This is a genomic window from Bradyrhizobium sp. USDA 4501, assembly GCF_054062115.1.
The window spans coordinates 1,240,848-1,255,480 of the sequence record NZ_JBSSEX010000001.1 but is presented as its reverse complement, the minus strand read 5'-3'; the positions used below and the strand labels follow the sequence as shown (position 1 = coordinate 1,255,480).

The window sequence follows — 14,633 nt, the reverse complement described above, 5'->3', positions numbered from 1 at the left end:
CGCCGGGATGACGATGTGGAGACATGGTCGTCGGTATGCTTTATCGTCCTGCGCGGAGCCACAAGGGAACTACGCAGAACGAGGCGATCGTGCAGACGAAAAAATTCGGCGACAACGGCCCGCAGGTCTCGGTGATCGGGCAGGGCACCTGGTATCTCGATCGCGGTGACCGCAAGGCGGCCGTCGCTGCGCTGAAGCGCGGCATCGATGCCGGCATGACGCATATCGACACCGCCGAGATGTATGGCGACGCCGAGCTTGTGATCGCGGATGCGATGTCCGGCCGGCGCGACGAACTGTTCCTGGTCTCGAAGGTCCTGCCGAGCAACGCCTCGCGGCGCGGCACTATTACCGCCTGCGAGCGCTCGCTGAAGCGGCTGAAGACCGATCGCCTCGATTGCTATCTGTTGCACTGGCGCGGAACCACTCCGCTTGCCGAGACGGTCGCGGCGTTCGACGAATTGATCGCGGCGGGCAAGATCCGGTCCTGGGGCGTCAGTAATTTCGACACCGAGGATCTCGACGAACTGCTCGATGTCGCGGGTGAAGGCAAGATTGCCTGCAACCAGGTGCTCTACCATCTGCAGGAGCGCGCCATCGAGCACGCCGTGATCCCGTGGTGCGAGCAGCACGGCGTCGCCGTCGTCGCCTATTCGCCGTTCGGTCACAATGATTTTCCTTCGTCGTCGAGCAGGGCCGGCACGCTGCTGCAATCGATCGCGCAGGCGCACAAGGCAACGCCGCGCCAGGTGGCGCTAAGTTTCCTCACGCGGCTGCCGTCGGTGCTCGCGATTCCGAAGGCGTCGAACGCGGAACACGCGGCGGAGAATGCGGCGGCAGGAACTCTGAAGCTCAGCGGCGATGAACTCGCCGCGCTCGATGCCGCGTTCCCGCGCGGGCCGAAGCCGCGCTCGCTGCCGATGCTCTGAGGGCGTTCCGCTCCACACAGTTCTTAACAAACTGTTGCAGTTGCGGCGGCACACGGCCTGCGGCGGGCGGTCGCGCGCGCTGGCGCATATCGGAGTCCCGTTTTCGGGCATTGTTCTCGCGGCGGAATTGGCGTTTTGTACGAGGAGCAGATTCCCTTTATTTTGCCTTCGAGATTGCCGTGACACCGCCCCCCGCAGCCGTGGCCGCCAGGCTGGACAGCGTTCCCCTTTCATTGCCCGCAAAGACCGCGCCCGCAGCGACAAGCAAGGCGCCCACCCGCACCGACCGGCCGTTCAAGGGCATCGCGCTGATCCTGCTGTCGACCGTGTTCCTGGGCACCTCCGACGTCACGGCAAAATATCTCTCCTCCACGCTGCCCTCGATCGAGATCGCCTGGATCCGCTTCCTGGTGTTTGCGATGATCATGACGCCGGCGATGCTGCCAGGCTCGCCGCTGTTCGCGCTGCGCAGCAGCCGTCCCGGCCTGCACGTGCTGCGCGGCGCCGCGCTGCTCGGCTCCTCGCTGATTTTCATCACGGGGCTCGGCTTCCTGCCGATCGCCGAAGCCTCCGCCACCAGCTTCGTCTCGCCGCTGTTCGTCACCGCGCTGTCGATCGCTTTCCTCGGTGAGAGGGTCGGTATGCGACGCTGGATCGCGACCGCGGTCGGCCTCGCCGGCGTGTTTATCATCCTGCGGCCGGGCACCAGTGCCTTCCATCCCGCCGCGATCTTTCCGATCGTCTCGGCGCTGGCGTGGGCGGCCACGTTGATCCTGACGCGCATGATGAGCGGCAGCGAGCGCCCGATCACCGTGATGACCTATTCGTCGATCGTCGGCGTCGCCATCGTCAGCGCGCTGGTGCCGTTCGTCTGGGTCACGCCGAGCTGGCACGACATCATGTTCGGCATCCTGATCGGTGTTGCGTCCACCGTCGGACAGTGGATCGTGGTGCTGGCGTTCCGCTATGGCGATGCCTCGGTGCTCGCGCCGTTCTCCTACACGCAGCTGCTGTGGGTCAGCATCCTCGGCTTCCTGATCTTCGGCGAAGTGCCCGACCGTTGGACCATTCTCGGCGCCGGCTTCATCGTCGCCTCAGGCCTCTACACCGCGCATCGCGAGCGCGTCCGACGGTCGCAGCTGCTGACCGTGGCCAGCGAGCCGTCGCCGAACGCCTGAGCGTCCGGACGAAATCGTGCGTCGGTTGCGAAGCCGGCTTCAACTAGCGTTGCGCGGGTACAACAGTCGGGCCGAAATCTTTGATCTCGGATCGCTGAATCACCGGATTTCGGAAACGATCGGCGAACCTCACGGTTCGCCGCGTGCTAACCCTAGCCCCAAGAGCGCCGCAGAGCGTTTGGGGGTCGGGTACGTGCATTTTGGTTCGTTCTTTTTCCTGTCAGCTGGTCGGTCGTCTCGCGCTGCGATGGCCCTGGCACTCTGCGCCCTGACCAGCGCAATCGCGTTGCCGACCGGTTCGGCACGAGCGCAGAGCTACACCTGGGGCGGCACGGGCAGCTCGACGAGCACCGATGTCTACGAACTCCCGACCAACTGGTCGACCACGTCGGCCGGCGCGCCGCCGATCCTCCCGAACCAGTCAGCCATTTTCGATTCATCGGGATCGGCGACGGTCACCATCGGGCCCGGCTTGATGCTGCCGGGGTCCTGGAGCTTCACCGCCAATTCGCAATCCTACACGATCAATGGCAACCCGGTTGGCTTCAGCCTGTCCGGGCCGACCGGCGGCCTGATCAACCAGGCCAACAACGGCCAGACCATCACGATCAACGCCAACCTCACCGACGGCATTGGCGGTCCGGCGATGGTGCAGCAGCTCGGCAACAGCACGTTGGTGCTCGCGGGCACCAATGCCTATTCCGGCGGCACGCTGATCTCCGCCGGTACCGTGCAGGTGACGAATGCGGATTCGGTCGGCACCGGCACTATCACGCTCAATGGCGGCACGTTCCAGATGCAGTCGCCGACGGTTTCGAGCGTCGCCTTCGCCAACAACATCGCGGTCAATGCGGCCAGCGGCACGGTCGATGCGAACGGCGCCCAGGTCAATCTCCAGGGCGTGATCGCCGACGGCGTCGGCGCCGGGGTTCTGCGCCTGATCGACTCGTCGGCGTCCGCGTTCTCCAATGTGCAGCTCTCCGGCGCCAACACCTATTCCGGCGGCACGCTGGTGGTCGATACGACCGTTGTCGTCAGCAACAACAGTTCGGTCGGGTCAGGCACCGTCACGCTCGACAATGCCTCGTTTCAGGCCGACGGCCTCATCAACCTGACTTTCAGCAACAACTTCAAGATCAACACGTCGGCGATCGGCAGCGCGATCGACGCCAATGGCGTGACGCTCACGATCGCCGGCAACATCGCCGACGGCAACGGCCCCGGCAAGCTGACGGTGCTGGATAATTCAGGCGGCCTCGGCCGCGTGGTGCTGCTCGGCACCAACACCTACACCGGCGGCACCACGATCTGCGATTGCGCGACATTGCAACTCGGCGACGCCAGCCACACCGCTTCGATCGTCGGCGAGGTCGCCGTCGACGGCAAGTTCGACATCGTGAATGCCAACACCGCGGGCATCACCAAGATCGTCAACGACGGCTTCAACGGGATCGCCACCACGACGTTCTACAATTCCACCACGGCGTCGACGGCGACGATCGTCAACCAGAATTTCGGCATCACGGAGTTTCGCGACAGCAGCACCGCTGGCAATGCCACCGTGAGCAACACCGATGGTGCGCTCACAGTGTTCCGCGACACCAGTTCTGCCGGCAACGCCAGGTTCACCAACACCAACGGCGGCACTGTGGTGTTCGGCGACGCGTTTGGTCCTCCCGGCGGCTCCGACACCAGCACGGCCGCCAAGGCCGTGATCGACAACTCCAACGGCGGCGCCGCGGTGTTTCTGGGCCACACCAATGCAGGGCAGGCCACCATCACCAACGGCACCAATGGCGGCTCGACGCAGTTTTTCGAGTCCTCATCTGCGGCTTCGGCAACCATCGTTACGCTCGCGGGCGGTCAGGTCGCCTTTTTTCAGAACAGCACGGCGGCGAACGCCAGTTTCGACAACAGCGGCGTGCTCTATTTCGGATCTGTCGGTATCAACCCGGTGGAGGCGCCGACCGCGGCCAACGCGACGATCGTCAATCGGGCTGGCGGCGTTCTCCAGTTCGATGCCTATGCCACCGCGGGCAATGCGATTATCGACAACCAGGCCGGCAGCCAACACATCTTCACGGCGTTCGCTACCGCGGGCGACGCCACCATTACCACTGAAGCCGGCAGTACCATTAAGTTCTTCAACAACGCGACCGGCGGCAACGCACAGTTCATCACCAACGGCACCGGACTGGTCGATTTCTCGCTCAGCACGGGGCTGAACGGCGACGGGCGCATCACCGCGGGTTCGATCGCAGGCTCTGGCTTCTATTATATCGGCTCAGGCAACACCCTCGCCGTTGGCAGCAATAATCTCTCGACGACGCTCAGCGGCGTGCTTGCCGACTTCGATCCGTTGAACCCATTCCATATCTGTGGCTGTTTCGGCGGCGGTCGCACCGGTCCGGCGAATTTTGAAAAGACCGGCAGCGGCACGCTGACCCTGTCGGGCACCAATACCTACACCGGCACCACCGTCGTCAATGGCGGCATCCTGCAGGTCGACGGCTCGATCGCCTCGTCGAGCCTCACCACGGTGAATGCCGGCGGCGCGCTCTCCGGCATCGGCACCGTCGGCAACACGACGATTGCAAGCGGCGGCATCCTGATGCCCGGCAACGCGACACCAGGCACATCCCTGAACGTGGCGGGCAACCTCGCCTTCCAGTCGGGGGCACTGTACCTCGTCGGGCTCAATTCGACGGCGTCCACCTTGGCCAAGGTGAGCGGCAGTGCGACGCTGGCCGGATCGGTCGGCGTCAGCGTCGCCGCCGGCAGTACGATTGCCAAGCAATATACCATCCTGTCGGCGGCCGGCGGCCGCAACGGCACGTTCGCCGGTATCGATTCAACCGGGCTGCCGTCGAACCTCGTCGCGACGCTCGGCTATGACGCGAGCAACACCTATCTGAACTTCACGCTCGATTACGGCGCGAAGTCGAAGCTGAACGTCAATCAGCAGAACGTCGCCGCCACACTGCAGAACTTCTTCAACGCCAATGGCGGTATCAACGCGGTGTTCGCCGGGCTGTCGCCGGCCGGCTTGACGCAGGCCTCGGGCGAGGGCGCGACCGGTTCGCAGCAGGCGACGTTCAACGCGATGGGCCTGTTCCTCGGTCTGCTGACCGATCCGTTCGTCGCCGGGCGCGATGGTGGGTTTGGCGGCGGCGCGGGGGCGACGCCGTTCGCCGAGAAGAGCATGCCGCTCGCCTATGCGGCGCGCCAGAGCGAGCCGCGCGATGCGCTGGCCGCGATCTATACCAAGGCGCCGCCGCGGCTGGTCGATTTCGAGCAGCGCTGGAGCGTATGGGCGGCGGGCTATGGCGGCTCGCAGACCACCAGCGGCAATGCGGTGCTGGGCTCGAACAACACCAGCAGCAGCCTCTATGGCACCGCGGTTGGCGCCGACTACCGCTTCTCGCCGAACACCATTGCCGGCTTTGCGCTCGCCGGCGGCGCGAGCAGCTTCAGCGTCAACGGTCTCGGCTGGGGCCGCTCTGATCTGTTCCAGGCCGGTGCGTTCGTTCGCCACAGCGTCGGCGCGGCGTACTTGAGCGCGGCGCTCGCCTATGGCTGGCAGGATGTCACCACCGATCGCATCGTCGCCGCGGCCGGCGCCGATCATCTGCGCGCCAACTTCAATGCCAATGCCTGGTCGGGCCGGCTCGAGGGCGGCTATCGCACTGCCACGCCGTGGATCGGGCTGACGCCTTATGCGGCGGCGCAGTTCACGAGCTTCGAGCTGCCGGCCTATGCGGAGAGCGTGGTCTCCGGCGGCGGTGCCTTCGCGCTGAATTATGCCGCGAAGAGCGTCACCGACGTCCGGAGCGAACTCGGTCTGCGCTCCGACAAATCGTTCGTTATTGACGGCGGCATCTTCACGCTGCGCGGCCGCGTTGCCTGGGCGCATGACTTCAATCCGGACCGCGCCGTTGGTGCGGTGTTCCAGACGCTGCCCGGCGCGGCCTTCATGGTCAACGGCGCGGCGCAGGCCAGCGACTCGGCGCTGACCACCGCCTCCGCCGAGCTGAAGTGGCGCAATGGCTGGTCGGCCGCCGCGACCTTCGAGGGCGAATTCTCCAACGTGACACAGTCTTACGCCGGCAAGGGCGTTATGCGCTATACGTGGTGACCCTCCGTGCTATAGCCTCCTGGCTGCGAAAGCTTGTCCCGGACTTGATCCGCGACAGCATTTCGCGAGACGAAATACGCATCAAAATGAGTGGGACAAAACCCACGCGGGAGGGAATATGCGCGCAGCGATCTTCAGGAACGGCGAGATTGTCGTCGACCGGGTGCCCGAGCCGAAGCCCGGCGCCGGCCAGGTGCTGGTCAAATCGCTCGCCTGCGGCATCTGCGGTTCCGATCTGCACGCACGCAAGCATGCCCACCGCATGGTGGAGCTGAGCAAGTTCCTGCCCGGGCGCACGCCGATGGATCTGTCGCGCGACGTCGTGTTCGGCCATGAGTTCTGCTGCGAGGTCCTCGACTACGGCCCGAACACGACGCGCAAGCTGAAGCCCGGGACGAAAGTGTGCTCGCTGCCGGCGCTGCTGACGCCGGAGGGCCCGAAGGGCATCGGCTATTCCAACGATTATCTCGGCGGCTATGCCGAGCAGATGCTGCTCAGCGAGCCGCTGCTGCTCGAAGTGCCGAACGGGCTTGCGGCCGAGCACGCCGCGCTCACCGAACCGCTTGCGGTCGGCGTGCATGCGGTGGCGATGGCCAACATCCAGGGCGGCGAGGTGCCGTTGGTGATCGGCTGCGGACCGGTCGGGCTGGCGGTGATCGCGGCGCTGAAGATCAGGGGGCTCGGACCGATCGTTGCTGCGGATTATTCGCCGGCGCGGCGCCTGCTCGCCGAGAAGATGGGCGCCGATGTGGTGGTCGATCCCGCCAGGACGCAGCCCTATGCGAGCTGGGCCGAGCACGCCCAGATGACCGATGCGGAGAAGGCGGCGCGTCCGCCGATGCAGGCGCTGCTGCCGCCGCTGAAGCCTGCGCTGATCTTCGAATGCGTCGGCGTGCCCGGCGTGCTGCAGCAGGTGTTCGAGGGCGCCCCGCGCAGCGCCCGTGTCGTCGTGGTCGGCGTCTGCATGGAGACCGACAAGTCCGAGCCGATGCTCGGCATCATCAAGGAGCTCAACGTCCAATATGTGCTCGGCTACACGCCCGAGGAATTCGCCTATTCGCTGCGCCTGATCGCGGAAGGCCAGGTCGATGCCGCATCGCTGGTCACTGGCCGCGTCGGCATCGACGGCGTCGCGCAGGCGTTTGCCGATCTCGCCAATCCCGAGGCGCACACCAAGATCCTGGTCGAGCCGTGGCGCTGATTTGGCGTTGAACCTGGCGCTAAACTGATGGCCAGGGGCGCGGTTTGCATTTCGTGACGCCGAATCTATAGTTCGCTGTCTCGTATCGCACTGACAGCACGTACCTCATGCGAATTTCGATCATCACGGGAGGCGGCTCCGGCATCGGCGCCGCAGTCGCGCGCCGGCTCGCCGGCCCCGCTCAATCCCTGATGCTGCACGGACAGGGCGTCGAGGCCGCTGGCCTCGCGCGGCTGAATTCGGTCGCGGAGGAATGCCGCAGCAAGGGCGCGAAGGTCGAGGTGAGCACCGGCGATCTCGCCAAGGCCGGCGCCGGCACCGCGCTGGTCGCGGCAACGCGGGCCGCGTTCGGGCCGATCGACAGCATCGTGCACGCCGCGGGCTTTGCCGACCGGCGCGAATTCTTAAGCCTGCCGCGCGAGGCGCTGGAGCGCGCCTTCGCGGTGATGGCTGCGGCCTTCCATGAAATCGCGGCGGCGGCGCTGTCCGACCTCACGCGCAGCGCGCAAGGCCGCGTCGTCGCGGTGTCGAGCTTCGGGCCGCATCGCTTCGTGCCCGGCGCCACCTATCCGGGATCGGCCGCCGCGAAGGCCGCGCTCGAGGTGCTGGTGAAGTCGCTCGCGATCGAGCTCGCCGCGTCAGGCGCCACCGCCAACGCCGTGATGCCGGGCTACACCCGCAAGGATCCCGGTCTGTTCGGCGCGCTTGATACCGCGACCTGGGAGAGCGTCGCAAAGGCCAATCCGATGCAGCGGCTGGCCGAGGCCGACGAGGTCGCGGCCGTCGTCGCCTTCCTGCTGTCGCCGGAAGCATGCCACGTCACTGGCGCGACGCTGCCGGTCGATGGCGGGCTGACCTTGATGTGACGCCATGAGCGAGGGCGAACCAACAGAGCAGGTCGATGTTGCGGTGCTCGGTGCCGGTATGGTCGGCGTCTCGGCGGCCCTCGCCGCGCAACAGCGCGGGCTCTCCGTCGTCGTCGTCGATCGCCGCGAGCCCGGCAGCGAAACCTCCTACGGCAATGCCGGCATCATCTCCTCGGGCTCGATCCTGCCGCTCAATACGCCGTCGCTGCTGAAGAACCTGCCGAAATATCTGACCAACGCGCATCCGGCGTTGCGCTGGAACATTGCGTGGGCGCTCGCCAATGCCGGCTGGGTGATGCGCTTCCTCGCGGCGGCAACGCCGTGGCAGACCAAACCGCGCGCCGCCGCGCTGCACGGCCTGATCGGGACCTCGCTGAAGCTGCATCGCGACTGGATCGTGCAGGCCGGCGCCAGCCATCGCATCCGCGAGACCGGCTGGCTCAAGGCCTGGCGCAGCGACGGGCTCGCCGCCGCCCAGGCCGAGCAGGCAGCGCTCGCCGAGTTCGGCATCAGGAGCGAGGTGCTTGATCGCCAGGCGATCTCCGCGCTCGAGCCCAACATCATTCCTGCCTATAGCGTCGGCCTGCTGCACACGCAGACGGCATCGGTCGATTCACCCGGCGCAGTGGTCAAGGCCTACGCGCAGATGTTCGCCGCTGGCGGGGGCACGATCAGGCAATCCGGAATCCGGCGGATCGAGCCGCACGGCGACGGCTGGCGCGTGCAGCTCGCCGACGGCGAGATCGCCGCGCGCCATGTCGTGGTCGCGCTCGGGCCGTGGTCGGCCGAGCTGCTGCAGCCGCTCGGCTATCGCGTGCCGCTGGCGTTCGAGCGCGGCTATCATCAGCATTTCGTGCCGAACCCGGCACGCAAATTGCTGCGGCCGATCCATGATGCGGAGGGCGGCTTTCTGATGACGCCGATGGAGCAGGGCGTTCGCGTCACCAGCGGCGTCGAGCTCACCGCGCGCGACGCGCCGTCGAATTTTTCGCAGCTCGAGGCGGTGGTGCCGATGGCGCGCAGCGTGGTTGAATTTGGCGATGCGCTCGGCGAGCGCTGGCGCGGCGCGCGGCCGACGCTGCCCGACAGCCTGCCGATGATCGGCGAGGCGCCGCGACATCGCGGGCTCTGGCTCGCCTTCGGCAACCAGCATATCGGCTTCACCACTGGCCCCGGAACGGGCGCCGCAATTGCGGCGATGATCGCGTGCGATGCGCCGCCGTTCGAGGTGCGGGCATTTTCGCCCGCCCGGTATATCGCGTGACTCGCGCGAGACCGCCTGCAATGCTTGGCGATCAAGCGCGCGGCAACCGAGGGGCAGGATGAACTACGTCTGGGATTTCGGCATCCTTGCCAAGTACAGCCATCTGTTCTGGCTCGGGCTCGGCTGGACCATCGCCTACACGATCGGCACCATCATCCTCGGGACCCTGATCGGCCTGATCGTCGGCATGCTGCGGCTGCGGCGCATTCCCGTGATCGACTGGCTCCTGATCGCCTATATCGAATTGTTCCGCTGCACGCCGCTGCTGGTGCAGATCATCTGGTTCTACTACGCGTTTCCGGTCGTGATCGGCGTCAACATCCCGGCGCATGTCGCCGCCGTCAGCGTGCTGTCGCTCTATGGCGGCGCATTCTACGCCGAGATCGTGCGCGGCTCGATCGAGAGCGTGCCGGTCGGGCAGTGGGACGCGGCGAAGGCGCTCGGCTTCCGCGGCTGGCGCCTGATGCGGCTCGTGATCCTGCCGCAGGCGCTGAAGCCGATGATGGCGCCCTATGTCAACCAGTCGGTCACGCAGCTCAAGAACACCTCGCTGGTCTCGATCATCGCGGTACCCGATCTCGTCTACAACGCGACCTTGATCAACGCCGACACCTACCGGCCGCTCGAGGTCTACACCATCGTGGCGCTGATCTATTTTGCGATCCTGTTCCCGTCGACGCTGGTGGCGAGGCGGTTGGAGCGCGGGCTGACCTACGACAAGGTGTGAGTTGCCTGACCTCTCCCGCTTGCGGGGGAGGTCGGATCGCATCGTTAGGTGCGATCCGGGTGGGGGCTCTCTCCATACATAGGGTGTCGCTTGTGGCGACACCCCCACCCCGGCCCTCCCCGCAAGCGGGAGAGGGGGATCACTGCCGTCTCGGCAATCGCCTCAGATACTCAACTCCACCGGTACATCCTCGGGCTTGACGCCGGCAAGGCCGAGGCCCTTGACGAACCATTCGCGCATCTGGCCGATGCCGCGGTTGTAGTCGATCCACACCGAGAGAAAATCGCGCCAGCGCTTGTCGGCTTCGCGCCGTACCGCCGTGCCGCTCGCGATCGTCACCGATGGCGAGGCCAGGATCTTGTAGGTGCCGAGGTTCGGGTTCTTGGCGATCGCGGTCAGCCCGAGCACCAGCGCGTTGACCACGCAATCGACGCGACCCGACGACATTTCCAGCATCACCTCGTCGCGCGACTTCAGCGACTTGATGGTGGCGTTCGGCGCAAAGCGGCGCGCCACCGCCTCGTTGGCCGAGCCGACGTCGACCGCGATCTTGACCTCGGGCTTGTTGATGTCGGCCCAGGTCTTGGCTTCCAGCCCCTTCCTCAGCATCGCGCCGAACGGATGCGGGAACACCAGATTGGTGAAATCGACCACCAGCGCGCGCTGCGGCGTCGGGTTGAGCGCGAAGCCGAGGTCGATCTTGTTGGCCTGCAGATCAAGGATTGAATTGCCGTAGGTCGACTCGACATATTCCAGCTTGACGTCGAGCAGTTTGACCAGGTCGTTGGCCATCTCGATCGAGAAGCCGGACCAGGTGCCCGAGGCGAGGTCCTTGTTGAAATAGGGCAGCTCGCCCGGCAGCACCGCGATCCGCAGCACCTTGTTGGCCCGGATGCGATCCAGCGTGTTGTCGGCTGGCGTCTGCGCCGAGGCCGGCGTTGCCATCGCGGCCGCGAGCGCCGCGCCGCTGCCGATCCCGAGCGCATAGCGCAGCGCGTCGCGGCGATCTTCGGAGATTTTGATGTCGTCGGATTGAGTCAAGCGGGCCTCCCTGCACCAGATCGGGGGAAGCCTAGCGTCGGTATCCGGTGCCAGCAAGTGCGCGCGCCTGCACCATTGGTAGGCAAGGCGAGGGCGCGGTCGCCTACGTGCCGGACTTCACCTCTCCCGCTTGTGGGGGAGGTCGAATAAGCCGCGAACCGCGCCCCTAGGGGTTAGCAACGATAGGTCATGTTCGCCCCTGTGACCGAAGAAAAGAAAACGGCGGGGAAGCTCAGTTCGGCTACCCAATCGAGCACTTGGTTGTCTGTCTGGGTTTCTGGACTTGAAAGGTGTGGAAACTGAAAAAGCACCGTCCCGTGAATGTCCAAAAGAACGAGACGATCGATAACCCAAACATCACCGTCGTCGGTCGAGAAAAATTTTGCCAGCAATTCTGCTGTTCCGTCAGAACGAAGCCTGAGAGTGGGGCCGTTGTTCAGGGTGCCGTTCAAGAAGCCGGACAGCTTGCAATCGCCGTAACGAATAGGCGCGCTCCAACTGAGGTCAAGGGTTTGGATGGCATGTGTCGCAACACCCTTATAGCTTTCTGGCTGGTCGGTCGCCGAGCTTTTGCTTTCAAGATGTTCTTTCAACATAGCGTACGCCTCCTTCTAGCCCGCGAATTGCGAGCAACCTCTGGTTTAAAGGGAGGGCGCAAAAGGACCAGTGAGCTGCCTCACAATCTACAATCGCGATTTAGTGATCCTCCCCCGTAAGCGGGGGAGGACAGAGCGTGCTCGTGCCCAGAATCAATATCGTCCCGGCACGTACATCTCCTGCGGGATCGGGCCGCGGTGATAGTCCGGGCTGCGCACCCGCGGCGGCAGCACCACCGGCTGGTGGGTGACCGCCTGATAGGGGATCAGGCTCAAGAGATGCGAGATGCAGTTGAGCCGGGCGCGCTTCTTGTCGACTGCATCGACGATCCACCACGGCGAGTCCTGCAGGTGCGTGCGTTCCAGCATCGTTTCCTTCGCCTTGGTGTAGAGCTCCCAGCGGGTCCGCGCCTCGACGTCCATCGGGCTCAGCTTCCACTGCTTCAGCGGATCCTGGATCCGCATCGAGAAGCGGAACGCCTGTTCCTCGTCGGTGATCGAGAACCAGTATTTCAGGAGGACGGTGCCGGAGCGGATCAGCATGCGCTCGAATTCCGGCACCGAGTTGAAGAATTCCTCATACTGCTCGTCGCTGCAGAACCCCATCACCTTCTCGACGCCGGCGCGGTTGTACCAGCTGCGGTCGAACAGCACGATCTCGCCGCCGGCCGGCAGATGCGAGACATAGCGCTGGAAGTACCATTGCGTGCGCTCGCGCTCGTTGGGCGCCGGCAGCGCCGCGATCCGGCAGACCCGCGGGTTGAGCCGCTGGGTGATGCGCTTGATCACGCCGCCCTTGCCGGCGGAATCGCGGCCCTCGAACAGCACGACGACCTTTTTCTTCTCGTGCTGCACCCAGTCCTGCAGCTTGACCAACTCGCCCTGCAGCCGCAGCAATTCGCGGAAATAGAACTTGCGGTCGATCGACGGCCTGCCGGCGGCGCCGTCATGGTCGAGCTCGTCGAGCCTCATGTCGTCGAGCTCGAGCTCGAGTTCCTCGTCGAGGCTGTCGGCCATCTCCTGATGGATCCGGGCGCGCAAGGCTTCATCCCGCAAGGCTTCGTCGGTGAGGGCGGAGGTCGTCATCAAGGTCCGTCTTTCAGTGTGTTAGATGGATCGGACGGCAGCATTGACGGGCGATGTTACCCCTCTATGACAATGCCGTGACCGCTGTTTCACGCCGCCGGGCGGACTGTGCTAACAAGCCGACAAAACCAAAAAGGGAGATGTGCCGATGATTTCACTCACGTCAAAAGACGTCCTGCCGGAGGACGGCACCGCCGGCACGCTGGTCGGGCGGGTCTGGTTGCCGCAGGCCGGCGGGCCGGCCGTCGTCGCGGTGCGGGCAGACGGTGTGTTCGATGTCACGGCGCGGTTCCCGACGGTGAGCGCGCTCTGCGAGGAAAGCGATCCCGCGGCCGCGCTGCGCGCCACGGGCGGCGAGCGGATCGGCGATTTCGAGGCGATCCTCGCCAACACCCCGCCCGACGGCCGCGACAAGGCCAGGCCGCACCTGCTGGCGCCGGTCGATCTCCAGGTGCTGAAGGCCGCCGGCGTCACCTTCGCGATCTCGATGCTGGAGCGCGTGATCGAGGAGCGGGCGCGCGGCAATCCGTCCTCGGCGGACGCGATCCGCAAGGAAGTGGTGCGCCTGGTCGGCGACGATCTCTCCAAGCTGAAGCCCGGCTCCGAGCAGGCGATGAAACTGAAGCAGGTGCTGATCGATCAGAATGCCTGGAGCCAGTATCTCGAGGTCGGCATCGGTCCCGACGCCGAAGTGTTCACCAAGGCGCCGACGCTGTCCTCGGTCGGATCAGGCATGGATGCCGGGCTGCATCCGAAGTCGACCTGGAATAATCCGGAGCCGGAGGTCGTGCTTGTTGTCTCCGCCGCCGGCAAGATCGTCGGCGCCGCGCTGGGCAACGACGTCAATCTGCGCGACTTCGAGGGGCGCTCGGCGCTGTTGCTGTCGAAGGCCAAGGACAACAACGCGTCCTGCGCGATCGGCCCGCTGCTCCGGCTGTTCGACCAGACCTTCTCGCTCGACGATGTCAGGAAGATGGATGTCGGCCTGACCGTGACTGGCGCAGACGGCTTCGTGCTCGAGGGCCATTCCTCGATCAGCAAGATCAGCCGCGACCCGACCGATCTGGTCGCCCAGACCATCGGCCCCGTGCATCAATATCCTGATGGATTTGCGCTGTTCCTCGGCACGATGTTCGCGCCGGTCAAGGATCGCGATTCCAAGGGCGAGGGCTTTACCCACAAGCGCGACGACATCGTGACCATCGCCGCACCACAGCTCGGCAAGCTGGTCAACCGGATGCGCAATAGCGACGAATGCGAGCCCTGGACCTTCGGCGTCGGTGCGCTGATGAAGAACCTCGCACAGCGCAAGGTGCTCTGAGGATCGGGACGGGACGGCGACTCCACTACCTCGGCTGCTTCGTCGGCCGTGTGCGGCCTGTCGCGTGGCGGCAGGTCGGCGCCGGGTTGCGCCGACAATCCGGTGACGTTCAGCCGCCTCTCGCAGCGCGTTGAACGACGACGATGGTGACTGTGCCGAAGCGGCGGCGTTGTCGAACATGTTCAGAAACCTGCGCGGCAGATCGACCGTGTGGCGCAACTTGAGCGCGTTAAAACACGCGGAATTTGCCGCTTTTTCCTAGCTTTATGTGAACCAGTTCATCCTCGTT

At 65.2% G+C, this 14,633-nt stretch carries 11 protein-coding genes; 8 read left to right on the top strand and 3 right to left on the bottom strand.

Annotated elements, in window-relative coordinates; translation table 11 throughout:
- Nucleotides 1–89: 89 nt before the first annotated feature.
- The 7 genes from ACVWZM_RS05930 to ACVWZM_RS05900 all read left to right on the top strand — a co-directional run bounded on the left by ACVWZM_RS05930 (nucleotide 90) and on the right by ACVWZM_RS05900 (nucleotide 10,300).
- Nucleotides 90–929: an aldo/keto reductase gene (locus ACVWZM_RS05930; RefSeq protein ID WP_168859178.1), complete on the top strand. Its 840-nt coding sequence runs from the start codon at nucleotides 90–92 to the stop codon at nucleotides 927–929.
- Nucleotides 930–1,162: 233 nt separating this feature from the next.
- Nucleotides 1,163–2,107, top strand: coding sequence for a DMT family transporter (locus ACVWZM_RS05925; protein ID WP_199805253.1), 945 nt, complete (start codon nucleotides 1,163–1,165; stop codon nucleotides 2,105–2,107).
- A 247-nt stretch (nucleotides 2,108–2,354) separates the two neighbouring features.
- Nucleotides 2,355–6,242 (top strand): autotransporter domain-containing protein, encoded by a 3,888-nt coding sequence (locus tag ACVWZM_RS05920; protein ID WP_456852184.1) that lies wholly within the window; start codon nucleotides 2,355–2,357, stop codon nucleotides 6,240–6,242.
- A 118-nt stretch (nucleotides 6,243–6,360) separates the two neighbouring features.
- Nucleotides 6,361–7,443, top strand: coding sequence for a zinc-binding dehydrogenase (locus ACVWZM_RS05915; protein WP_057017508.1), 1,083 nt, complete (start codon nucleotides 6,361–6,363; stop codon nucleotides 7,441–7,443).
- A gap of 107 nt (nucleotides 7,444–7,550) precedes the next feature.
- On the top strand, nucleotides 7,551–8,309 hold the full coding sequence (locus ACVWZM_RS05910; RefSeq protein WP_253587467.1) for an SDR family NAD(P)-dependent oxidoreductase: 759 nt from the start codon (nucleotides 7,551–7,553) through the stop codon (nucleotides 8,307–8,309).
- Nucleotides 8,310–8,313: 4 nt separating this feature from the next.
- Nucleotides 8,314–9,573 (top strand): NAD(P)/FAD-dependent oxidoreductase, encoded by a 1,260-nt coding sequence (locus tag ACVWZM_RS05905; protein WP_456852182.1) that lies wholly within the window; start codon nucleotides 8,314–8,316, stop codon nucleotides 9,571–9,573.
- Nucleotides 9,574–9,631: 58 nt separating this feature from the next.
- Nucleotides 9,632–10,300 carry an amino acid ABC transporter permease gene (locus ACVWZM_RS05900; protein WP_016839817.1) on the top strand — a complete coding sequence of 223 codons (669 nt, stop codon included), beginning with the start codon at nucleotides 9,632–9,634 and terminating at the stop codon, nucleotides 10,298–10,300.
- Between the two features lie 162 nt (nucleotides 10,301–10,462).
- On the opposite strand, the gene ACVWZM_RS05895 is transcribed toward ACVWZM_RS05900, so the two are convergent.
- From ACVWZM_RS05895 to ppk2, 3 genes are all read right to left on the bottom strand, one after another.
- A complete protein-coding gene (locus ACVWZM_RS05895; RefSeq protein WP_076827009.1) occupies nucleotides 10,463–11,341 on the bottom strand; it encodes a transporter substrate-binding domain-containing protein in 879 nt (292 codons plus the stop codon).
- 173 nt (nucleotides 11,342–11,514) lie between these two features.
- Nucleotides 11,515–11,937, bottom strand: a complete 423-nt coding sequence (locus ACVWZM_RS05890; protein WP_028331873.1) for a DUF6294 family protein — start codon at nucleotides 11,935–11,937, stop codon at nucleotides 11,515–11,517.
- Between the two features lie 153 nt (nucleotides 11,938–12,090).
- On the bottom strand, nucleotides 12,091–13,023 hold the full coding sequence (gene ppk2, locus ACVWZM_RS05885; RefSeq protein ID WP_456852180.1) for a polyphosphate kinase 2: 933 nt from the start codon (nucleotides 13,021–13,023) through the stop codon (nucleotides 12,091–12,093).
- A gap of 148 nt (nucleotides 13,024–13,171) precedes the next feature.
- Here ppk2 and ACVWZM_RS05880 point away from each other — a divergent pair, with 148 nt between their 5' ends.
- A complete protein-coding gene (locus tag ACVWZM_RS05880; protein ID WP_168859173.1) occupies nucleotides 13,172–14,344 on the top strand; it encodes a fumarylacetoacetate hydrolase family protein in 1,173 nt (390 codons plus the stop codon).
- The last annotated feature ends 289 nt before the right edge of the window (nucleotides 14,345–14,633 follow it).